We start from the raw sequence: 24,348 nt of genomic DNA on the forward strand, positions 1-24,348 counted from the left end.
TTATGATGATTTTTTTAAGATATCTTCTTCGTTTTTTTATTGCTATTGGACTTTGTGGTGCAATAACGTGGGGTGTTATGACCAGTGGTCAAGCAAATGCACTCCCTGATTATGAAGTTCTTTCACTTTATGAGCCGCCGGTAATGACCCGCGTCCATGCTTCTGATGGCCGTCTTATGGCAGAGTTTGCAACAAAACATCGCCTCTATTTACCGATTCAATCAATACCAAAGCTTGTTATAAATGCTTTTATTTCGGCTGAAGACAAAAACTTTTATCATCATTTTGGTTTAGATCCTGAAGGACTTTCTCGAGCTTTGATCAATAATATTCGTAATATTGGTTCTGGAAGACGTCCAGAGGGTGCATCAACTATAACGCAACAAGTCGCTAAAAACTTCCTTTTAAGTTCAGAAACAACGTTAGAACGTAAATTTAAGGAAGCTATTTTAGCAATGCGTATTGAGAAAACTTATTCAAAAGATCATATTCTCGAACTTTATCTCAATGAAATTTATCTGGGGCGTGGCACTTATGGTATAGCAGCTGCTTCTTTGACCTATTTCAATAAATCCGTCAATGATCTGACGCTAGAACAATGTGCTTATTTGGCTGCTCTTCCAAAAGGACCAGCAAATTATGATCCATTTAAGAATACACAACGTGCTATTGATCGGCGTAATTGGGTTATAGACCGGATGATTGCAAATGGATATGTAACGCGTGAACAAGGTGAAAAAGCGAAAGCTAAACCTTTAGGAGCGACAATCCGTGGGAGTGATAGCTATGTTTTTGCGGCTGATTATTTTACTGAAGAAGTGCGGCGTCGTTTAATACATCGCTATGGGGCTAAAACACTTTATGAAGGTGGGCTTTCCATTCGTACAACGCTTGATCCGCATTTACAACTTATTGCGCGACGTGCTTTACACGATGGATTAATTAGATTTGATCATGCGCAAGGATGGCGTGGAGCTTATGCGCATATTGATGAGAAAGGGGATTGGGGGACAGAACTTGCAGATATCACAGGGCTAAGTGATGTTCCTGAATGGCGTTTAGCTGTTGTTCTTTCTACTAATCCCAACAAAGTAGAGATTGGTTTACAGCCACAGCGCGAAGCTTCAGGTATATTATCAAAAAAACGGGAAATTGCTGTTTTATCTGAAGCTGATTCAAAATGGGCACTCCATGTTGTAAAAGAAAATGGTTATCGAAAAACTGTTCAGAGCTTATCTCATGTTCTGCAAGTTGGGGATGTCATTTTTGTTGAAAAACTATCCAATACAAATAACACTTATCGTTTACAACAAATTCCAAAGGTTGAAGGTGCAATTGTTGCTATGGAACCTCATACAGGGCGCGTTCTTGCTATGGTGGGAGGATTTTCTTTTGCCGCATCTGAATTCAATCGTGCAACCCAAGCTTATCGCCAACCGGGATCTGCTTTTAAGCCTTTTGTTTATGCAGCAGCTCTTGATAACGGATATACACCAGCATCCGTTGTTTTAGATGGTCCCATTGAAGTTCGTCAATATAATGGTGAAGTTTGGCAACCCAAAAATTATGGAGGTACCTTTGCAGGACCTTCAACGTTGCGTTATGGTATTGAGCGTTCTCGTAATCTTATGACAATACGGCTTGCCAATGATATGGGAATGCCTCTTGTCGCTGAATATGCAGAACGCTTTGGGATCGTAGATAAATTGCAGCCTTATCTTCCCATGGCTTTAGGGGCTGGTGAAACAACAGTATTACGAATGGTTACAGCTTATTCAGTTATTGCCAATGGGGGACGCTCTATTAAGCCTTCTCTGATAGACAGAATTCAAGATCGTTATGGAAAGACAATTTATCGTCATGATGATCGTATTTGTGAAAATTGTAATACGAATTCATGGAATAATCAACGTGAACCCACATTGATTGATGAGCGAGATCAAGTTCTTGACCCTATGACAGCTTATCAAATTACATCGATGATGGAAGGGGTTGTTCAGCGTGGTACTGCAGCACGTTTACGTTATCTTAATCGACATATTGCCGCTAAGACAGGAACAACCAATGACTCTAAGGATGTCTGGTTTATGGGATTTACTCCTGACATTGTCGTTGGTATTTTTGTCGGTTATGATCAACCAGCTCCGTTAGGATATAATGGAACAGGAAGTTCATTAGCTGCACCTATTTTTGGTGAGTTTATGGCAGATGCTCTTAAAGGAAAGCCAGATGTTCCCTTTAAGATGCCAAAGGGTATGATTTTAATGCCAATTAATCGGAAAACAGGAATGCTTGCGGAAAGAGGAGATCAAGATGTCATTATAGAAGCATTTAAACCAGGGACTGGTCCTGCTGATATATATCAAGTTATTGGGAGTACAAATTCTTTTCAAGAAGGTGTTCCTGCAGTAACGACTTCTCCACAAGTCAATAAAGCCCTTGAAAGTGGGACAGGTGGGCTCTATTAATCAACAAAATCTCCTTTCGCCATGAGTCATGGTTTTTATCTCTTTTTTACAATGTCAGTTCTGTAAATAGAGTGATAGAATTGTACCATTTTCTGATAGCAGCTATTAAATTTGTATAAAATGCTAAGAGACACAACCAAAAAGAGTTTTTTAAAATACGGTGTTAAATTATGCGAGCAGAAATAGAAACATTAGTTGATGAAATCCAGAAAGCAATACAATTGCTAAGGGGGCATCTTTGACTGGAATCAATCACTAAAGCGTCTTGAATATCTTAATCAAAAAGCGGAAGATCCATCATTATGGGATGATGCACAACGAGCACAGGATATGATGCGTGAGCGTCAACGTCTCGATGATTCAATCAATGGTCTTTTATCATTTACAAAAACACTTGAAGAATGCATTGAGCTTATTGCGATGGGCGAAGAAGAAAGTGATATTGAAATTATCGCTGATGCAGAAAGATCAATACGTAATCTTAAAAATGAGATAGATAAAAGGCAAATTGACGTACTTCTTTCAGGAGAGGCAGATCCGAATGATACCTATTTAGAAGTTCATGCTGGAGCAGGGGGAACAGAAAGCCAAGATTGGGCTTCTATGCTCTTACGTATGTATATGCGATGGGCTGAACAGCATGAAATGAAGGTTGAAATTTTAGAAATTCATGATGGAGAAGAAGCAGGAATAAAGTCAGCGACTATTCTTGTAAAAGGGCATAATGCTTATGGAATGTTGAAAACAGAATCAGGCGTTCATCGCTTAGTGCGGATTTCTCCATTTGATTCGAATGCAAAGCGCCATACTTCTTTTGCGAGCATTTGGGTTTATCCAGTTATTGATGACAATATTGAAGTTGATGTTTCAGAGGCAGATGTGCGTATTGATACATATCGTGCATCTGGAGCAGGAGGACAACATGTTAACACGACAGATTCTGCTGTTCGCATCACACATATAAAAACGGGTATTGTTGTTCAATGTCAAACAGAACGTTCTCAACATAAAAATCGCGCTACGGCTTGGTCGATGTTGCGTGCACGGCTTTATGAAGAAGAGCTTAAAAAAAGAGAAGAAGAAACCAATGCTGCTGAATCTTCTAAAACAGAAATCGGATGGGGACATCAAATTAGATCTTATGTTCTTCAACCCTATCAGCTTGTCAAAGATTTGCGTACAGGAATTGAAAATACGGATCCACAATCCGTACTTAATGGTAATTTAGATGCATTTATAGAAGCAGCACTCGCACGGCGCATTTATGGACAAGACAAAAAAATTGAGGATATTCGTTAAATATATATCCTTCCTTCAAGCCATATAGATTTTTTCTTAAGCTGTTCGTTTTATTGATGCTGTGATGTTATATAGCCTTTGATACTTTAAAGGTTTAAAGGAGGATTTTCTTGTTTCTTTCTTCAATTTTTTCTCACACGCTAATTCTGCTTATGATATTGCAAGTGATAGGAAGAATCTGAAATAAGAAAATTTTGCGATATTCAGGGGACTAATATAAATGTAAAACAATTCATTATCCTTATAAATCAATATATTGTAAAAATTGAATCCATTTAAAAACTAAAATCAATTAGGGGGAATAACTTTTGCTTTTGAAGGTAAATCAAACACTCAATTTACAAGTTACCATTATGATATAAAAGTGTTGCAGTAGCTAAAACATTTTCAGCATGCCCAGATACGCTTACTTTGCGCCATTCTTCTACTATTATTCCATTTGCATCAATTAAAAAAGTGCTCCGTTCAACTCCCATATATTTGCGTCCATACATGCTTTTCTCAACCCAAACACCATAAGCTTCGAGGGTCGTTTTTTCTTCATCAGAAACCAAGATGACATCAAGTTCATATTTTATTTTAAATTTATCATGTTTTTTTACATTATCTGGAGAGATTCCAATAACAGCAACACCGATTTCATCAAATTTCATCTTTAATTTTGTGAAATCAAGTGCTTCACTTGTGCAACCACTGGTGTCATCTTTTGGATAAAAATATAAAACAACAGGCTTTCCTTTAAAGTCAGAAAGACACACTGTCTCTCCTCCATCGCGCGGCAAAGTAAAATCAGGAGCAAGAGCACCTTTCATTGGTCTTGTCATTGTTTTCATCTTTCTTTTTTGTGTAACAGGTATAAGATATCAGAGTACACAGAAGAAAAGAACTATTCAACTCTCTAGAAATATTATTGTTTTGAAGAGACCTTTATTTTCCTAACAAAACTCGCCCTATCACAACGATTGAATTGAAAGAACAAGCTCGACGTGAACAACATAAACAAAACAGCAAAAGATTATACTGGTTTCATCACAACATGTTTTTTCTTACCAAAAGAAAGTTTAATGGTTCCTTCTGCACTGACATCCCCTTCAATAATAAGATGTGTTTCATCCTCAATAATTTGATCATTTACACGGACACCTCCACCTTGAATGTGTCGGCGTGCCTCACTATTAGATCTAGCGAGTCCTGCTTGTACTAAAAGAGTGAGCAATCCAACACCTTTTTTTAATTCTGAGGCATTAATTTCAACAGTTGGAAGATTTTCTCCCAGAGTTTTTTCTTCAAACGTCTTGCGAGCCGTTTCTGCTGCTGCATCAGCAAGAACACGTCCATGCAACATTGCTGTAATTTCTGTTGCAAGAATTTTTTTTGCTTCGTTAATTTCAGTTCCTTGTAATAGAGAAAGTTTAAGAATCTCATCCATCGGCAATGGAGTATAGAGCTTTAGAAATCGTGTTACATCAGCATCTTCTGTATTGCGCCAGTATTGCCAAAATTGATAAGGTGAAAGCTTATCCGCATTCAGCCATACAGCCCCATTCAATGATTTACCCATTTTGGCACCGGAAGAGGTTGTCAGCAATGGTGATGTTAACGCATATAATTGCGGTGTTCCTAAACGATGTCCTAATTCGATTCCGTTAATAATGTTGCCCCACTGATCAGAGCCCCCCATTTGCATGCGCAACCCATAACGTTTATAAAGTTCAACAAAGTCATAAGCTTGCAGAATCATATAATTAAACTCTAAGAATGACAAAGAGTGCTCACGCTCAAGTCTGAGTCTGACAGAATCAAATGACAACATACGGTTGACAGAAAAATGCTTTCCTACATCACGCAAAAATTCTAAGTAGTTTAAATTGCATAACCATTCAGCATTATTCACAATACAAGCATCGGTTTCTCGGTCACCGAATGTCAAATAGTTAGCAAATACCTTTTTAATACCATCAATATTTGCAGCAATATCATCTTGTGTCAGAAGGCGTCGCGCTTCGTCTTTGAAGGAAGGATCACCAATCAATCCGGTCCCTCCGCCCATTAAAGCAATGGGGCGATGACCCGTTTTTTGTAACCAATAAAGCATCATAATCTGAAGAAGACTTCCAGCATGTAAACTCGATGCTGTTGGGTCAAATCCAGTATAAGCGCTTACAGTTTCTTTTGAAAAAAGATCATCTAAGCCTTTTTCATCTGAAATTTGGTGGATAAAACCACGTTCGCTCATAATGTGTAAAAAATCAGATTTAAAGGCAAACACAGATTTAATTTCCTAATTATAAGAGTGCATTATTTTATATAATAGGCGATTATATAATGAATTATTAATGCGTTATCTATCATAACTGACACACACCTCACAAGAGAAAGAGACCTATTGGTAATATAAAGATAATAATACAGGTATTATTTCCTTTTTACGCTAAAAAGAGACTTTTCAGTGATAGAAAACAGGTATGCTGTTATTCTCATTTCTATCCTGAAATAAAATTTAGAAAAATTTTAAATGCAAACTGAAAAAATTACTTTGTTATGATCAGAAACGGCTTTTGCTAATTTTTTATAAATCTATCGTATTTTCCTAAGTTAGTGAAAGTATTTCAGAAGGAGGAGCGAGAAGTTCATTGGAGATATGGTTATCCAAATAGTGGGCACATCGTTCAATAAGTTTTTCATGACATCCACTGAAAAAGTGATTAGCCTCTTCCAATATTTCTTGTGTAATGATGATACCTTTTTGTGTTTTTAATTTATCGACAAGTATTTGAACATCTTTTGGAGGGGCAACTTTATCGATACCGCCATGAATGATAAGTCCAGAAGAGGGACAAGGTGCAAGAAATGAAAAGTCATAAACATTAGGCTGAGGGGCAACTGAGATAAATCCCTCAATTTCCGGTCGGCGCATTAAAAGCTGCATACCAATCCATGCTCCAAATGAGTATCCTGCTACCCAACAATTTTTAGAGTCTGGATGTTGTGTTTGCACCCAATCGAGAGCAGCAGCAGCATCTGAAAGTTCTCCTATTCCATAATCAAAGTCACCCTGACTACGACCAATACCACGAAAGTTAAAACGTAAAGTTGTAAAGCCACGTTGTTGGAACATATAAAAGAGGTCATAGACAATTTTATGATTCATAGTTCCACCAAATTGGGGATGAGGATGCAAAATGATCGCAATGGGTGCATTTTTTTGTTGTGAAGGTTGATAACGCCCTTCGAGCCGACCCGCGGGACCGTTAAAAATAATTTCTGGCATAAAATGCTCCTTAATGCAATAAAAGGCTCTCTTTGACCCTGGTCGACTTTTACCATAGAATCTCTTAAATAATTATTAGATATTCTTTTTTTAGTGCACTTTTCAAGAAAAATGCGCTATTTTTTCAATCAATTCATAAGATTAATGATTGCGATGTAAAATGGTTATAAAACGCCGATATTTTGATCATAACGCAACAACACCGCTCAAAAAAGTGGCACGGATAGCGTTACTGGAATCTTTAGAGATATTTGGTAATCCATCATCGGTTCATAAGGAAGGGCGTGCCGCTAAAACTTTGTTGCAAAAGTCCCGTCGGCAAATCGCTGAAAATCTTAAAACAGATCCAGATCACGTGGTATTTACCTCTGGTGCGAGTGAAGCCGCAATGACTTTGTTAACACCTTTTTACAATATGGGGAAAGCAAAAGTTAAATTTTCTCATCTTTACCTTGGAGCGACTGAACATCCCTCTGTTGCAGAGGGAGGACGTTTTTCTAAAGAATTGATAAGCGTCATTGATGTTGATCAAGATGGGCTCATACAACAAGATAAATTAACATCACTCTTAACGGTTCACGATAAAACAAAAGGTTTACCTCTTGTTGCTATTCAAGCTGCAAATAGTGAAACGGGTGTTATTCAACCGTTAACAGAAATCGCCGCTATTGTTCGGGATTTAGGAGGCACTCTTATAGTTGATTTGACACAATATGTAGATAAAAATTTTGTGGATATTCATCAGTTAGGAGGAGACTTTTTTATACTGTCTGCCCATAAAATTGGCGGTCCTAAAGGAATTGGTGCTTTTGTTTCATGTGGTAATCTTCTCATGCCACACCCTCTTATTATTGGAGGAGGACAAGAAAAAGGTCTCCGTGGAGGAACAGAAGCATTGCCCCTTATTGCTGCTTTTGGGGCAGCAATGGCTGATTGCTTCACACAGGAGGAAATAAAACAGTTAATATATTTACGCAATAAATTAGAAGATGGACTACAAAAAATAAGTAAAAATGTTGAGATTTTTGGCAAAAGAGTTCAACGTTTGCCAAATACAACTTACTTTACCGTGAAAAATATAAAAGCTGAAACGATGCAAATTGCTTTTGATTTAGAAGGGTTTTCTTTATCATCCGGCTCTGCCTGTTCTTCGGGAAAAGTAAAACAAAGCAAAGTGTTGGAGGCAATGGGGTATCATGTTCCAAATGGTGCCATTCGCATTTCGCTAGGGCGTGGCACAACTTCTGAAGATATTGATGATTTTCTGTCGTTTTTTTCTCAAATTATAAGCAGGAGAAAAGGGGAAGATTTATCATCAGAAAGTTATAAAAATTAGAATTATTTTAAAAATAAAATAAGTTTGATTGAAATTTTTGCACTTTACCTATAGCCTAGGAGATAACTTGCTTACTTTAATCTTGTAAAAAACAAGACTTTAGTTACCGGTTTTTGACGCCAAAAAATGGAGAAAATTTATGCCGGCAGTACAAGAAACGATACGCCAAGTACGTGAAATAGATGTTGACCAATATAAATATGGTTTTGAAACCAATATTGAAACCGATAAAGCTCCAAAAGGCTTAAATGAGGGTATTATCAAATTTATTTCCGCTAAAAAAAATGAGCCTGAATGGATGTTAACATGGCGCTTAAAAGCTTACCGCCGTTGGCTGACAATGCAAGAGCCTCATTGGGCGCGTCTTGAATATCCTAAAATTGATTTTCAGGAGCTTTATTATTATGCTGCTCCAAAAAATCATACAGGACCAAAATCTTTGGATGAAGTGGATCCTGAGTTATTAGCAACGTACGAAAAACTTGGCATTCCCCTTAAAGAACAAGAGATTTTGGCAGGAGTGAGAAAACAGTCTGATCCCTCCACTTTTGATGATAGTATGTCTGTATCGGGGCAGGTGGCTGTTGATGCAGTCTTTGATTCTGTTTCTGTTGTAACAACATTCAAAAAAGAGCTGGCACGTGCTGGTGTGATTTTTTGTTCTATTTCAGAGGCGATTATTGAACATTCTGAGCTTATTAAAGAATATTTAGGAACAGTTGTACCTATAAGTGATAATTATTATGCGGCCTTAAATGCAGCTGTCTTTACAGATGGTTCATTTGTTTATATTCCCAAAGGGGTTCGTTGTCCTATGGAGCTTTCAACTTATTTTAGGATTAATGAACGCAACACTGGCCAATTTGAACGAACATTGATTATCGCCGCTGAAGATTCCTATGTTTCTTATCTTGAAGGGTGTACAGCACCCCAACGTGATGAAAACCAACTTCATGCTGCTGTTGTTGAGCTTATTGCCCTTGAAAATGCAGAGATTAAATATTCTACAGTACAAAACTGGTATCCTGGCGATAAAGATGGAAAGGGCGGTATTTATAATTTTGTGACGAAGCGTGGAGATTGTCGAGGTGATAGCTCTAAAATTTCATGGACACAAGTTGAGACTGGTTCTGCGATTACTTGGAAATATCCATCCTGCTTACTCCGTGGTGATAATGCGCGTGGAGAATTTTATTCTATTGCTGTTGCAAACGGTTATCAACAAATTGATTCTGGTACAAAAATGATTCATTTGGGAAAAAATACATCCAGTCGCATTATTTCCAAAGGTATTTCTGCAGGTTTTTCAAATAACACTTATCGAGGACAAGTCACAGCTCATCGAAAAGCACAAAATGCGCGTAACTTTACGCAATGTGATAGTTTGTTAATCGGAAATGATTGTGGTGCGCATACAGTTCCTTATATTGAAGCAAAAAATGCAACAGCTCAGTTTGAACATGAAGCCACAACATCAAAAATTTCTGATGACCAACTTTTTTATGTTATGCAAAGAGGAATTCCCGAAGAAGAAGCTATCGCATTAATTGTAAATGGTTTTGTAAAAGAGGTCATTCAAAAACTTCCCATGGAATTTGCTGTCGAAGCACAAAAGCTTATTAGTATTAGCCTTGAAGGTAGTGTTGGATAATTTTATTTAATTAGATAAATAGAAGACTTTATGTAAAAAGGCTGTAACGGTAGCACATAATGCTAAAAATGACCTCTATGGTAATTACAAAAGTAGATGGATGCTAAGGTAAAATAATACGCATTGATATCTGAAAAACAGCCAAAACAGGATTAAATTATGTTAGAGATCAAAAATTTGCACGCCCGTATTGCTGAAACCGATACAGAAATTATTCGTGGTTTAAACTTGACAGTTCAAGATGGAGAAGTTGCTGCTATCATGGGACAAAATGGAGCCGGAAAATCAACTTTATCTTATTTGCTTGCTGGTCGTGATGATTATGAAATAACAGAAGGAGATATTCTCTATAATGGACAATCACTTTTAGAAATGGATCCAGCAGAACGTGCTGCATATGGTGTTTTTCTTGCATTTCAATATCCAATGGAAATACCAGGGGTAGCAACAATGGAATTTTTAAAAGTTGCGATGAATTCTCAACGCAAAGCGCGAGGTGACGAAGAACTTAAAATTCCTGAATTTATAAAATGTGTTAAAGAAGTTTCAGCCAAACTTGAAATAGATATGGATATGCTAAAGCGTCCATTAAATGTAGGTTTTTCAGGTGGAGAAAAAAAACGCGCTGAAATTTTACAAATGGCACTTCTTGAACCTACACTTTGCATTTTAGATGAAACGGATTCTGGTTTAGATATTGATGCACTAAAAATTGTTGCAGATGGTGTTAATAAGCTTCGGGATTCAAAACGTTCATTTTTGGTGATTACCCATTATCAACGGCTGCTTAATTATATTATTCCTGATACGGTACATGTTCTTTATAAAGGACAAATTATCAAAAGCGGTGATAAATCCTTAGCGCTTTATTTAGAGCAAAATGGGTATGCTGATCTTATTAGAGAAGCGGTTTGAGGTTATTAAATATGAATGCACAGCAAAACTTGTTAACGGTTGAAGAAAATATACTCAGTAATTTTAATCAGTATGTAAACCACTTACCTGGTGATAAAGCTGTACAAGAAATCCGCAAGAAAACTATTGAGCAGTTTCAAACGACACGGCTTCCTTCCCGTAAAATAGAAAGTTGGCATTATACCAATCTGCGTACCTTACTGAAGTCTATTAGCAATTTTTCAAAAGTTCAAGACAATCAATTGGTTGATGCATTGCTTTCAGAAAGTGCTGTTTTCTCCATAAACAATGGAAAAACATCGATAGAGTCAAAGGTAGACAACATTGCAGTAAAACGCCTTTCAGACGCATTAGAAGATAATTCTGTACAGATAAATCAAAACATTTCTGATGAAGATTTTATTGGACAGTTAAATACAGCTTTTGTTACAGATGGTTGGCTTTTTCACATCCCTGAAAATACAAAGTTAAATATCCCCATTGAATTACAAAATATACAAATGGGGGGACAATCTCATATTTTTTCGGATATAAAAGTTGATAAAAATAGTCAAGTTATGTTTATTGAACATCAGGTTGGCAATGATAAAGATACCTTTGTCAGTTCAATATTTTCATTAAGTGTTGCTGCTGATAGTGATGTTACGTGGATTCTCATTCGCAATCGTGATTTTAATTCTACACAATTTGGTCGATTTTGTGCTGTTCTTGATCAAAGAGCGAAGTTATCACTTTATGTCATTAATATAGGGAGTCAATTAAATCGCCAAGAAATCAATATTGAATTACAGGGAGAAGAATCTGATTTTCAATTACGCGTCATAAATTTATTATCAGGACAAACACATAGTGATCTTACAATGACTGTTCGTCACGTGGAAGAAAAATCAACATCAACCGAAATTATACGCAATGTGGTTACAGATAAGGCTGTTGGTGTTTTCCAAGGAATAATACGTGTTTCTCAAAAAGCGCAAAAAACAGATGCACGCATGGCTTGTAATAGCCTTATTCTTTCAGATGATGCAGAATTTAATGCAAAGCCTGAACTGGAGATTTTTGCTGATGATGTTGCATGTGGTCATGGTGCAACAGTTGCTAATATTAATCATGATTATCTTTTTTATCTTATGACACGTGGTATCCCTTTTAAAACGGCTCGTGCGCTTTTGATTAAAGGATTTATCTCTGAGCTCATTGATGACATCAAGCAAGATAATATTCAAATCGTTTTGGAGAATATCATTAGTAAATGGCTTGAAAAAAATGTTTAAGGTAGAAAAAATGGAAAATAACGTACAAACATTTACTTATAATGTCGAAGAAATTCGGCGTGATTTTCCTATTTTGCACCATCAAGTTTATGGAAAGCGATTAGCATATCTTGATAGTAGTGCTTCTGCCCAAAAACCAATGTCAGTACTCAATGCAATGAATAATTATTATCACTATAGTTATGCTAATGTGCATAGGGGAATGTATTTTTTAGCCAATATAGCAACACAATCCTATGAAAATTCTCGTGAAACCGTTCGTGTTTTTCTAAATGCTCAAAAAGCTGAAGAAATTGTTTTTACGAAAAATGCAACAGAAGCTATTAATACTGTTGCTTATGGTTGGGCGATGCCAAAACTCAAAGAAGGTGATGAGATTGTTCTAACGATCATGGAACATCATTCAAATATTATTCCTTGGCATTTTCTCCGTGAACAAAAAGGTGTTAAACTTATTTTTGTTCCTGTCGATGAAAATGGTGTTCTGCACATTGAAGATTTCCAAAAGGCTTTAAGCGAAAAAACGCGGCTTGTTGCTATAACGCATATGTCCAATATATTAGGAACTGTGCCTCCTGTTAAAGAGATTATTAAGCTAGCACATCAAAATTCTATTCCTGTTCTTGTTGATGGTTCTCAAGGAGCAGTACATTTAACCGTTGATGTACAAGATCTCGATTGTGATTGGTATGTCTTTACAGGTCATAAGCTTTATGGTCCCACTGGTATTGGTGTTTTGTATGGTAAAGAAGATAGATTAGAAGAAATGCGTCCTTTTCAAGGGGGAGGGGAAATGATCGAGGAGGTAACAACCGATAAGGTTTTTTATAATGCTCCTCCTTACCGTTTTGAAGCAGGCACTCCTCCTATCGTTGAAGCTATTGGATTAACTGCGGCTATTGATTATATACAAGAGAAAGGTCGTAGCACGATTCATGCCCATGAGAGGTCCCTTTTAGCTTATGCGCAGGAAAAACTTAAAATGGTTGAGTCATTGCGTATTTATGGTCATTCTCCCAATAAAGGAGCTATTATATCATTTACAATTGAAGGGATTCACGCCCATGATATCGCTATGTTTATTGATAGAAAAGGAGTTGCAATCCGCGCGGGAACCCATTGTGCACAGCCTTTATTACAGCGCTTTGGTCTAACATCTATTTGCCGCGCATCGTTAGCCATGTATAACACTCAAGAGGATATAGATCAATTAGTAGAAGCATTGCAAGAAACAAGGACATTTTTTAATGGCTGAATCAATTGAAGAGCGTCATTCTACAGAATCCGTTGAAACTGTAAGCGAAAATAAAAAATCTTACATATCAGCAATTCCAGCAGACGAAATTGATCGTATGACAAATGATATTATTGCTGCTCTCAAAACAGTTTATGACCCAGAGATTCCTGCTGATATTTATGAGCTAGGACTGATTTATCGTATTGATATTGAAGATGATCGTTCAGTAAAAATTGAAATGACTCTTACAGCACCGGGATGTCCTGTTGCGGGTGAAATGCCAGGGTGGGTAGAAAATGCAGTCAGTGCAGTTGAAGGGGTTTCGTATGTTGAAGTCACTATGACTTTTGATCCACCATGGACACCTGATTGTATGTCAGAAGAAGCTCAAATTGCTGTCGGATGGTACTAAAAGTATTGTTAAGAGACTCTAATTTAGCCATTCATGAATAAGCTGTTTACTTTTCACAAGCATTTGAATTTAAGGACGATCGCATGAGTTATAATAAACAAAAACTAGAACTCACTTGGATTGGAAAAGAAAAACGCCCAAAACTAGAGCCTCGTATTTTATTGGAAGATCTTGAAAAATCTTATCACGCTCCGCACCAAGTATCTACCCAAGATATTTTTGATAATAAACTCATTTTTGGTGATAATTTACTCGCACTCAAAGCGCTTGAACAAGAATATATGGGGAAGGTAAAATGTATCTATATCGATCCACCTTATAATACAGGCAATGCCTTTGAACATTATGAAGATGGTTTGGAGCATTCCCTATGGCTAAGCCTTATGAGAGACAGGCTAGAATTGTTACATCATTTACTGGCGGATGATGGTGCGCTTTTTATGCAGTTGGATGACAATGAAATACATTATGCTAAAATACTGTGTGATGAGTTATTTGGACGTAATAATTTTGTTGCTAATCTCATATGGCATAAAAAAAGAGGAAAGGATAATTCTTCTCGTTATTTTAGCACAACCCACGATCATATCTTAGTTTATGCAAAAGACTTTTCAAAATTTTATATTAATCGAATTGAATTAGATGATGTAACAAAAAAAGCATATGTAAATCCAGATAATGATTCAAGAGGTGCATATCGTATTCTTGGGTTGTGGGCTAGACAGCAAGGCGGATCTGAATATGAATACACCACCAAAACAGGGAAGTTTTTTTCTAAACGCCTTTGGCTTGTTAATCTAGAAAGTATGCAACAGTTAGATAAAGAGGATCGCCTTCTTATTAAAGGAAATAATTTATACCGTAAATTTTTTCTTTCAGAAAATAAAGGAAGTATTCCAGAAACTATTTGGATAGGTCTCTCCAATAATGCAAATGCTAAAGATGAATTAAAAAAAATATTTATTAATCATGAAGTAGAATTATTTAATACTCCGAAACCTGAACATCTTCTTCAAAGAATTATTAAGATATCTACAAATCCCGGTGATCTTGTACTGGATTCTTTTGCTGGTTCTGGCACAACCGGTGCTGTTGCCCATAAAATGGGAAGGAAGTGGATTATGATTGAACTTGGTGAGCATTGTCACACCCACATTATCCCTCGTTTAAAACAAGTCATTGATGGAACTGATCAAGGGGGAATTTCCAAAAGTGTCAATTGGCAAGGTGGCGGTGGATTCCGTTATTATCGCCTTGCACCTTCTCTGTTGCAAAAAGATCCATGGGGACAATGGATTATTAGTCGCGAATATAATGCTGCGATGCTTTCAGAAGCAATGTGTAAACATATGGGATTTACCTATGCACCTGATGAAAATCATTATTGGATGCAAGGGTATTCAACCGAAACAGATTATATTTATGTCACAACAAGCGCTATGACCCATGAACAACTCCGTATAATGAGTGAAGAGGTAGGCTCTCATCGCACGTTGCTGATTTGTGGTACAGCCTTTGATACAAAATCAGCATCCTTTGAAAATCTGACACTCACTAAAATCCCCCGTGCAATATTAGAAAAATGCGAATGGGGAAGGGACGATTACAGTTTAAATGTAGCCAATCTTGAACCAGTGATTGTGGTAAAAGAAAACAGCAAAAATAAAGATATTGCGCAAGCAGAATTAGATCTATTTGAATAATATATAAAAAGCGGAGTTTTTCATGAACACTGTTGAAAAAAGGATTTCTGCTCGCTTATCGTTACGTAATCCTCAACGTGAATCTTTAAATATTTTGGTAAAAATCTTAGAAAATATAGAGCTTTCTAAAAATGCTGATTTGGTTGCAGAGTTAGAAGTGATAAAAAATCTTTATCCTTCTGTACAAGATTTTGAACGAAACTTTCCCTCTTTTTGTTTTGCCTTAGCAACGGGTGTTGGGAAAACGCGACTTATGGGGGCTTTTATCAGCTATCTTTATTTAACAGGTCGCAGTCGCCATTTTTTTGTTTTAGCGCCAAATTTGACTATTTATGAAAAGTTAAAACAGGATTTTAGTCCCCAAAGTCCGAAGTATGTTTTCAGTGGAATGAGTGAATTTATTGCCAATAGACCCGTTATTATTACAGGTGAAGATTATGAAAGTGGTAAAGGTATTCGCGTTGATGAACACCATTTTCAAGGACAAAAGCGTTTGTTTGAGAATAGAGATACGGCCTTTATCAATATTTTTAATATTTCTAAAATTAATACAACAGATAATAAAAAAGGCGCACTAAAATCTAGTATGCCGAGGATTAAACGCTTACAAGAGACAATTGGCGAAAGTTATTTTGATTATCTCGCAAATCTTCCTGATTTAGTTTTGTTAATGGATGAGGCACATCGTTATCGAGCTTCTGCTGGTGCGGCAGCAATTAATGAGTTAAAACCTGTTTTAGGAATAGAGCTTACAGCGACACCAAAAACAATAGGTGCAAAACCCGTAGATTTTAAAAATGTTGTCTATAGTTATTCACTTGCAGAGGCTATGAGAGATGGTTTTGTAAAAGAGCCTGCTGTTGCTACACGTAAAGATTTTCAACCTCAAAATTATACATCTGAACAATTAGAACATATCAAATTACAAGATGCAATTCATGCCCATGAAAACGTGAAAGCAGATTTAATTGCCTATGCCAAAGATTATAACAAAAAGTTTGTTAAGCCTTTTATTTTAGTTGTCGCTCAAGATACAAATCATGCACAGAAATTGCGTGATTTATTGGAATCAGATGATTTTTTTGCAGGAGCTTATAAGGGAAAAGTTATAGAGATTCATACAAAACAGTCGAATATAGAAGAAGATCAAAATATTCAAAAACTGATTGCAATTGAAGATTCTCATGATCCAACAGAAATTGTTATTCACGTTAATAAATTAAAGGAGGGGTGGGATGTTACGAATCTCTATACTATTGTACCGTTGCGTGCATCGGCTTCAGAAATTTTAACAGAGCAAACAATTGGGCGTGGATTGCGTTTGCCTTATGGGTATAGAACAGGCGTGGAAGCTATTGATCGTTTAACAATTATTGCGCATGATCGTTTTCAAGATATTATTGATCGTGCGAACGATCCAAACTCAATTATAAAAAAGCATATTGAGATTGGAACAGGGGGTGATATATCCTCTGAAAAGACAGATATAGTGACAGTTCCAAGTCAAGTAGAAGCTTTATTGATGCAAACGATGGTAACACGTAATTCCGATATAAATGGAGCATCTTCTGATTTACAAGGTATCATATTACGTCATACAGATTCCCCTACATTAACGCCTGAAGAGCAAGATATTGCAGCGATCGCGTGGGATCTTATCAAAGAGAATGATAAATTGCCAAGTTCTCAAATGCTTTGTTCTGCACAGATACAAGAAAAAATTGCTAATAAAGTTATGAATATTAAGCCTTCATCACAAAAGTCTCTTGTATCAAAAGTGGTGACAATTCTGACAAAACAATTAACAGAACTGATAATAGATATTCCAAATATTATACTCATACCTTCGCGTGATGTTACTTATGGTTTTTATGATTTTGATTTGGAAAATTTAGAAAACTTAAATTTTCAACCTGTTAGTAAAGAACTTTTAATTCGAGAATTGCGTACCCATAAAAGCATTTTTCTCACATCTAAGAATGAATATGTCAAAGAGCCTTATCTTGAAAACTACATCATTCGTGGTTTGATTGATAATGACTTTGTCGATTATGATAACCATACGCTCTTATTACGAAAATTAGCTAGTCAGATAGTAGAACATTTCCGATCTTATTTACCCAATGATACAGCTGTTGAGAACGTATTAATTCACTATCAGCACAAGCTTACTAGTTTTATTGTTGCGCAATTAAGAGAACATCAATGGGAAACGCAAAAAGATTATGCGGTTAAAGTTACACGAGGTTTTACAACTTTACAACCTATCCATTATGTGTTGCCGCAAGGGACGTCTCCTCTTTATTTTCGTAATATTCCTGCCATTAAAAGCGATATTAAAAAACTTGTATTCAGCGGCTTTAGAAAATGCTGTTATCCTTTACAAAAGTTTGATTCAGTAGAAGGGGAATTACGATTTGCTCAAATATTAGAGGATGATGAACAAGTCTTGAAATGGATGAAACCCGCTCGAGGTTTTTTCAAGATAGAATATGATAAAGGATCAATCTATGAACCAGACTTTGTTGTAGAAACGAAGGATGCCAAATATCTTTGTGAGCCTAAAAAAGCCTCTGAAATGCAAAATCCTATTGTTTTAAAAAAGAGAGAAGCTGCAGTTCAATGGTGTTGTCATGCAACGCGCTATGCAGCGACTTATGGCGATAAAAAATGGTATTATGTTCTTATTCCCCATGATGTTATTAAAGCAAATAGTAGTTTTGAAGGTTTGTGTGCAGAGTTTACCATTTCAGAATCTATACTTGAGAGCTTATAACTTTTTGCTTCAAAAATAAAACACATAAGTTTTTTTAATTGACGGGTGTGAGGTTTAATCAAATGTTTGAATAATTATTTTTAACTTTTTTCTAACGACGTTAAAATAAAAGGAAAAATGTATAGAAAAGTTACACAAGATTATGCTTTTTTATGGTGATTTGTAGTACATTTACAATTTTTTATAAAAGTACAATCTTATTTTCGTTATGTGAAAAGATCTTTGAGTTATAGTCATAAATTAAAAAAATACTTTAATTTTATTGAGTAATTTGATAAATGTTCTTTTTTTAAAAAACTTAAACAGTTTATTGTTCTTTCATTTAAAACGCCTGAATATAATGAAATACTCAGAGGATAAAAGGGGGAGTTTTTCATATGACTTTAAATTTAACAAACACTGTTTTTAATTTTTTAAAGAAAAACCCGACAAAAAAGTTTACAGCTCGAGAAATTGCTCAATGGATATTTGAAAATTACCCAGAAAAATGCCGTCAAAAACAAAAGCATTCAACGGCGATAATCAATCCCCTTAATAGTGATGCAGCTCTTATTCAGCAAATTGTTGCTGAAATAGGATCGCAGCGCCCTCAATTACAAAAGCGTTATCCAGAAATTAAAACCACTGAAGGACGACCGCGACAATATTATTTTACTAAACAAACAGATAGTGCTGAAATTGATGCAATAGAGGACAAAGCAAAGAGTAGAACAGAAGATGGCTCTGTTAAAGAGCATAATCTTTATCTGTTATTATCTAAATTTTTATGGTCAGAACTTGCAGTTTATAGCAAACGCATTAATGAGAAATGTTCTCGTAATAAACATGGTGCAGGCGGAAATAAATGGCTTTATCCAGATCTCGTAGGGATGCAAGATTTAAGCAAGGAATGGAATCGTGAAATCAAAGACTGTGTTTTGCAATATTTTGATAAAAAGACAAAGCTTTGGTCTTTTGAAGTAAAAATTCTCATCAATCGTTCAAATTTACGAAAAGCATTTTTTCAAACAGTTAGTAATTCTTCATGGGCTAATTTGAGTTATTTAGTTGCTAGTGAAATTGAAGGAGTTGATACATTAAAAGAGCTTCGGATGCTTTCAAGTTTGCATGGAATTGGGTTTATAAGACTTAATAAGGAAAACTCTTCCGAGAGTGAGATCTTAATTCCTGCCAAAGAACGTAGTGATATTGATTGGGATACTGCTAATAGATTAGTGGAGGAAAACAAAGATTTTCTTGATTATATTAAGCTCATTCGTCAATTTTATCAAACTGGTGAGATGCGTCCACTAGATTGGGATCATATGTATCTATGAGGGGTATTTTTAAAAAGACTCTATTGTTTAAAAGACTTTTTTTCAGAGTGATGAAAAATTACTCTAACTATTTTGTTTGACTTATTATATTGATATTGTATCAATTAAAATTTTTCTCACGTACCTCATGAGTAGGGGAAGAGTAAAAATTCTGTTTTAGTCCTGTTTTATTTTGTGCATTGAGCGTGATTCCATTAGATACTAGACTTAATGATTATAATTTATTATAAATTTGCTATTATAGTCTTCTTACGGAGAATTTACACTACTATTTCTTTAATTTCTATTACTGTTCGTTTTGATGATTATTAAGCTTTTTGTTATCCGAAGTAAACATTCAAAAAAACATTAATTTTATAAAATATTCACATAGTTTACTCAATTTCTTGAAATAGATTTAAAAAATAAATTTCTCTCACACCTTATGGTAAAGGGAGTGTGTACTGTCGGAGTCTGCCACAATACTCTCTTTATTTTTCAATAATACCGCACGCTAAACGTGCTCCACCTCCGCCAAGCGGTAATGGTTTATCTGATTGATTATCAGCCCCTAAATGAATGACTAAAGAGCGCCCTTTAATTTCAGAGATTTTTTTTAATCGTGGAGCAAGAACGCTCATTATGGCATATCCCTGCTTATCAACATAAAGTGCTGGTAAATCACCAAGATGACCATTGACATTATAAGGTCCTAAATGTTTTCCGGTATGTTCCGGATCATAATGTCCACCTGCGCTTCCACCAATTATACCATCTTTTGTATCACATAAAGGATTTACATGTACATGAAAACCATGCATTCCTTCTGATAAAGTAGATAAATTAGGGATGAAAATCAAACCGTATGTGGTTTCTTCAATTTTAATGCTACCAATAGCCTTTTTGGAATTGTTATCTTCTAATTTATAAATATTTACTTGTTTTGATAGTGCTAATGCAGAATTTTTATGAATTAAAAATGCCATAAAAAACAATAATGATAATAATATTTTTTTCATGAAGTACCTTTATACTTATCTTTAAATAGATTATTATCTATAAATAATACAGCTTTTATGGATGGATAATTATATCTCACTTACATTTCTTCAAGAGATGTTTTTAAAAAATCTACTTTTTGAGGTATAATAAGAAATTAAATAAGGAATTTTAGTAAGTTAGATGTTATTTCATTTATAATATGATAATCGTTTCATCAAAAAAAGAACATATAATTTGTTGATGATTTAATTGTTTTTCATAGAAAAAATGACGAGAAATTTCTATGCATTATGTAATTTATAAGAGAAAAAATTATTATGATTCATATAAATTTCCCAATAAAATACAGCATATACCGACACTCCCTCCCATTCCTGATCCTATCAGTGCTCCTATTATTATTCCGGAAGAAAGTGCTGCTCCTATACCCATTGCGATAACTGGACCAAATCCTGGAAGAGCAATATAACCATAAGCTGCAAGAGTTGCCGCGATAGCTCCTGATATGCTACCATTTAAACCGCCAATGAAAGAAAATTCTTTAATAGAATGGCAGTGCTTTTTTAATTTTTTTTTCTTACAGCTGTGAAAAGAAACGTTGCTGTAAGTTTTTAAATCAATCATATTCTTTTCTTTCATTTTGAATGCTAACTGTTCCTGAATAGTCAACGGATACGAAAAAATGGGACTTTTTAAATTTTACTAAAGCACGCCAGATACCATTGTCATCTAAGCGCAATCGTTTAATATTCTCAAAACCATTTTGCATAAGACAATTTTTAACTTGTGAAGCAGTAAATGAGTTCTGACCTATTTTAGTGACCTTTTGAGTAGAGCTATAGGTAAAGGTTTGACAATAAGGAAGATGAAAAACTTCACTTATTGAAGTCGTGACTATCAACGAGACACATGCAATCATTATAAAAAAAGTACTTAATTTCAAAAAATTATTTAGTGTCATCTTGTTACCATTTGTTGAAACAACACTTCATTAACCTCTGTGTTACTAACAGGTTCCAAAGATGATTTTATTTTTAATATTATACTTAACAATAAAAATTTTTGAAAATATATTGATTAAATAAAACTGTTTTATTATTATTTATTTTCTTATTTAAATTAATTTTATAAAATAACTTTTTCAAAACGGTATTATTTTTCATTTTATTTATAGTTCTAAATTTAACAGATATGATTTAGCAAGATATCTTTATAATTTAATTTGTAGTCTATAATTCAGTTTTCTCTTATTTCATATCAACATACTAAATATATATAATAATTTTTAATAAAAAATAATTTACAGTTATATTAATTACACATGTTATTATTATAAATAAATCAAATAAATATAATTAATTATTTTAATATAATTTGTTACTTATTAGACAGAACAAAAATATTTTTTATATCAGTAATAGATATGATTCAAAATGCAATTTATTATTTATTATTTTACGTTATTATCCATTATTGCTTAGTAGAGCTGTTTTGATGATTTTGTTGGAAATATTTGCATAATTTCCTTAAATCCATAACCGGGATACATTCCTTCGCGCATAAATAAATTACGTAATGGTGGGAAACTATGCAACAAACCAAGCCCAATGCTTCGTATGATATGAACAGGCAACATATGAGAAAGTAGAGCAGAGTTCAGTGTATGAACAGCTCCACTTCGGATTAATATATCTGGTTTGCGGCATTTGTTATAATGTGCAACAATCATTTCAGAGTTAGAATTGGATATTTTATTGGGTAAAATATCAATTAAAGTTTGGACATCACGGAATCCTAAATTCAATCCCTGTGCCCCAATAGGGGGAAAAACATGAGCGGCTTCACCCACTAAAATTGTTCGATTAGCAGCAAAATGATGAGAAAGAAGTCCGAAAAGCGGCCATGCTTGAATTGATGTTTCTAAGCTTAGCTTTCCAAGCATTGATTGCATTTGGTTTTCGATCATTTTTGCAATTGTTTTTGGTTCTATATTTAATAATTCCTCAGCGTGGGAAGGATGAACAACCCATACAAGACTAGATCTTCGTCCTGGTAGTGGAACCTGTGTAAATGGACCGTGTTCTGTATGAAATTCAGTTGATGTATTTTGATGAGAAAACTCATGAGAAAAGTTGAGAACAAGTGCTTTTTGTGGATAATTCCACTGTTTGACACTTATCCCTGCTGCGGCACGTGTAAGAGAGTGACGTCCATCAGCTGCAACAACAAGTGGTGCTTGAATGATTCTATGATCAGCAAGAGTAATGCATACATGGTTTTTTGTGTGATGAACAGATTTGGCTGCAGAAACAAATCTTGTAATATTGGGCGTATGTGTAACAGCGTCGACTAAAGCACTGTTCAATTTTACATTAGGTATATTATAGCCAAAAGCTTTTTCGCCAATTTCAGTAGAAGAAAAATGCACCGTAGGAGCATGCACAATTCTAGAAGTTATATCTATAATTCTCATGGACGATAAAGCAGCTGCATGTTTTTGAAGATTATCCCAAATATTGAGTTTTTGAAGCGTGCGTATTGCGGGCATCATAAGAGCCGTTGTCCGTAACTCATCTGTATGAGCAGGGGGTCCAACAAGAAAAACAGAAAGCCCCTTATGTGCAAGACTCAGCGCGGCTAACATTCCGACAGGACCTGCACCAATAACAGCAATATCTTTATGCTCTTCCTTTTCAAATATCACAACGATTTGAACCTTTATTCATTGAGAAAATATTTTAACATTTCCAAATGACCTCTCTCTTTTTATTATATGAAGCTCTTCTATTATTATAGTATGTAATAAATAATGCGATATAAAAAAGTAACCTTTTTATGATTTTTTTTAATGCTGAGTTATATCATCGTTAAAAAATGGCGTATTGATAGATGGTTGAAGACTTTAAAAACGAGGATAAGAAAACCTTGAAACGTAAATTAACAAAGAAAATCAAAACAAATGCTAAATTATTACGCCATAAAAAAGTAACAATGCCACAAGCAAAGGCCTTTTCCGTTCATTTACTAACAGCTTCGGGATCATTTTTAGCGTTTCTTTCTCTTATATCAGCCTCTCAAAAAGAATGGACAGCTATGTTCTGTTGGCTTGGGCTTGCTCTTCTCATTGATGGTATAGATGGACCAATTGCACGCAAACTTGATGTTAAATACGTTCTTCCAACATGGTCTGGAGAGCTGTTAGATAATATTATTGATTACGTGACTTATGTCCTAATTCCTGCCTTTGCACTCTATCAAAGTGGTTTCATGGGGGTAGGGTTATCATTTTCATTGAGTGCAATTATTGTTATTTCATCTGCTATTTATTATGCAGATACTAGTATGAAAACCAAAGAAAACTTTTTTAAAGGATTTCCTGTTGTTTGGAATATGATGATTTTTACGCTTTTTGTCGTCAGGCCAGGAGAGTGGATTACTTTTATCATTATTGTTTTATCGGCGATTATATCTTTTTTGCCAATTTATTTTATTCACCCAGTAAGAGTCCTTCGTTTACGTAGGGTTAATTTTCCCATTTTTCTCTTATGGTGTTTTTTTGGTGTTTCTGCCTTCTTTTATCAACTAGAGGCTCCCTATTGGGTTAAAATAGGAATTTCGGTAACAGGAATTTATATATATTGTATTGGCGCGATCATGCAAACATTTCCTAAACTTGGGGCAAAAAGTATAAAAAAACAATGAAATAATT

At 35.1% G+C, this 24,348-nt stretch carries 19 protein-coding genes; 12 read left to right on the forward strand and 7 right to left on the reverse strand.

The features are described from left to right. Positions 1–2 precede the first annotated feature (2 nt). Together ACFIME_RS09435 and prfB are read left to right on the forward strand one after the other, a co-directional pair. Positions 3–2,468, forward strand: coding sequence for a penicillin-binding protein 1A (locus tag ACFIME_RS09435; RefSeq protein WP_375662523.1), 2,466 nt, complete (start codon positions 3–5; stop codon positions 2,466–2,468). A 170-nt stretch (positions 2,469–2,638) separates the two neighbouring features. Next, positions 2,639–3,767 (forward strand): peptide chain release factor 2 gene (gene prfB, locus ACFIME_RS09440; protein WP_375684850.1). Its coding sequence is split into 2 segments (ribosomal slippage): positions 2,639–2,707 and positions 2,709–3,767, totalling 1,128 coding nucleotides; the frame shifts between segments, so codons are not numbered across the junction. A 338-nt stretch (positions 3,768–4,105) separates the two neighbouring features. Here the strand turns inward: prfB and ACFIME_RS09445 are convergent. The 3 genes from ACFIME_RS09445 to ACFIME_RS09455 form a co-directional block, all read right to left on the reverse strand. After that, complete coding sequence (locus ACFIME_RS09445; protein ID WP_375662524.1) at positions 4,106–4,591, reverse strand: peroxiredoxin; 486 nt, start codon at positions 4,589–4,591, stop codon at positions 4,106–4,108. A gap of 191 nt (positions 4,592–4,782) precedes the next feature. Beyond that, positions 4,783–6,036: a tyrosine--tRNA ligase gene (gene tyrS, locus ACFIME_RS09450; protein WP_375662525.1), complete on the reverse strand. Its 1,254-nt coding sequence runs from the start codon at positions 6,034–6,036 to the stop codon at positions 4,783–4,785. A gap of 321 nt (positions 6,037–6,357) precedes the next feature. After that, positions 6,358–7,038, reverse strand: a complete 681-nt coding sequence (locus ACFIME_RS09455) for an alpha/beta hydrolase (protein WP_375662526.1) — start codon at positions 7,036–7,038, stop codon at positions 6,358–6,360. A gap of 160 nt (positions 7,039–7,198) precedes the next feature. Here ACFIME_RS09455 and ACFIME_RS09460 point away from each other — a divergent pair, with 160 nt between their 5' ends. The 9 genes from ACFIME_RS09460 (at position 7,199) to ACFIME_RS09500 (ending at position 19,658) form a co-directional block, all read left to right on the forward strand. Next, complete coding sequence (locus ACFIME_RS09460) at positions 7,199–8,374, forward strand: cysteine desulfurase family protein (protein ID WP_375662527.1); 1,176 nt, start codon at positions 7,199–7,201, stop codon at positions 8,372–8,374. 139 nt (positions 8,375–8,513) lie between these two features. Then, positions 8,514–10,025 (forward strand): Fe-S cluster assembly protein SufB, encoded by a 1,512-nt coding sequence (sufB, locus tag ACFIME_RS09465; protein ID WP_375662528.1) that lies wholly within the window; start codon positions 8,514–8,516, stop codon positions 10,023–10,025. A 159-nt stretch (positions 10,026–10,184) separates the two neighbouring features. Then, positions 10,185–10,940, forward strand: a complete 756-nt coding sequence (sufC, locus tag ACFIME_RS09470) for a Fe-S cluster assembly ATPase SufC (RefSeq protein WP_375618156.1) — start codon at positions 10,185–10,187, stop codon at positions 10,938–10,940. A gap of 11 nt (positions 10,941–10,951) precedes the next feature. Continuing rightward, positions 10,952–12,214: a Fe-S cluster assembly protein SufD gene (sufD, locus tag ACFIME_RS09475; RefSeq protein WP_375662529.1), complete on the forward strand. Its 1,263-nt coding sequence runs from the start codon at positions 10,952–10,954 to the stop codon at positions 12,212–12,214. Between the two features lie 10 nt (positions 12,215–12,224). Continuing rightward, positions 12,225–13,469, forward strand: coding sequence for a cysteine desulfurase (locus ACFIME_RS09480; RefSeq protein WP_375618154.1), 1,245 nt, complete (start codon positions 12,225–12,227; stop codon positions 13,467–13,469). Next, positions 13,462–13,863 carry an SUF system Fe-S cluster assembly protein gene (locus ACFIME_RS09485; RefSeq protein WP_273787976.1) on the forward strand — a complete coding sequence of 134 codons (402 nt, stop codon included), beginning with the start codon at positions 13,462–13,464 and terminating at the stop codon, positions 13,861–13,863. Before ACFIME_RS09480 ends, ACFIME_RS09485 begins: the two co-directional genes overlap by 8 nt. An 83-nt stretch (positions 13,864–13,946) precedes the next feature. Continuing rightward, entirely contained in the window at positions 13,947–15,566 is a 1,620-nt protein-coding gene (locus ACFIME_RS09490) for a site-specific DNA-methyltransferase (RefSeq protein WP_375684851.1), read from the forward strand. 22 nt (positions 15,567–15,588) lie between these two features. Further along, positions 15,589–18,342 carry a DEAD/DEAH box helicase gene (locus tag ACFIME_RS09495; protein ID WP_375684852.1) on the forward strand — a complete coding sequence of 918 codons (2,754 nt, stop codon included), beginning with the start codon at positions 15,589–15,591 and terminating at the stop codon, positions 18,340–18,342. A gap of 377 nt (positions 18,343–18,719) precedes the next feature. Further along, positions 18,720–19,658 carry a COG2958 family protein gene (locus tag ACFIME_RS09500; protein ID WP_375684853.1) on the forward strand — a complete coding sequence of 313 codons (939 nt, stop codon included), beginning with the start codon at positions 18,720–18,722 and terminating at the stop codon, positions 19,656–19,658. A 470-nt stretch (positions 19,659–20,128) separates the two neighbouring features. On the opposite strand, the gene sodC is transcribed toward ACFIME_RS09500, so the two are convergent. The 4 genes from sodC to ACFIME_RS09520 all read right to left on the reverse strand — a co-directional run bounded on the left by sodC (position 20,129) and on the right by ACFIME_RS09520 (position 23,343). Beyond that, on the reverse strand, positions 20,129–20,656 hold the full coding sequence (sodC, locus tag ACFIME_RS09505) for a superoxide dismutase [Cu-Zn] SodC (protein WP_375634661.1): 528 nt from the start codon (positions 20,654–20,656) through the stop codon (positions 20,129–20,131). Between the two features lie 298 nt (positions 20,657–20,954). After that, positions 20,955–21,263 (reverse strand): hypothetical protein, encoded by a 309-nt coding sequence (locus ACFIME_RS09510; protein ID WP_375684854.1) that lies wholly within the window; start codon positions 21,261–21,263, stop codon positions 20,955–20,957. Next, the gene (locus ACFIME_RS09515; protein ID WP_375611907.1) at positions 21,256–21,600 is read right to left on the reverse strand and encodes a hypothetical protein; all 345 of its coding nucleotides are present in this window, start codon (positions 21,598–21,600) and stop codon (positions 21,256–21,258) included. The genes ACFIME_RS09510 and ACFIME_RS09515 overlap by 8 nt, the downstream gene beginning before the upstream one ends. Positions 21,601–22,116: 516 nt before the next feature. After that, positions 22,117–23,343 (reverse strand): UbiH/UbiF family hydroxylase, encoded by a 1,227-nt coding sequence (locus ACFIME_RS09520; RefSeq protein ID WP_375684855.1) that lies wholly within the window; start codon positions 23,341–23,343, stop codon positions 22,117–22,119. 185 nt (positions 23,344–23,528) lie between these two features. Here ACFIME_RS09520 and pcsA point away from each other — a divergent pair, with 185 nt between their 5' ends. Further along, on the forward strand, positions 23,529–24,341 hold the full coding sequence (gene pcsA / locus ACFIME_RS09525; RefSeq protein ID WP_375684856.1) for a phosphatidylcholine synthase: 813 nt from the start codon (positions 23,529–23,531) through the stop codon (positions 24,339–24,341). The last annotated feature ends 7 nt before the right edge of the window (positions 24,342–24,348 follow it).

Source organism: Bartonella sp. AP1QHHD (assembly GCF_042196265.1).
Classification (GTDB): domain Bacteria; phylum Pseudomonadota; class Alphaproteobacteria; order Rhizobiales; family Rhizobiaceae; genus Bartonella.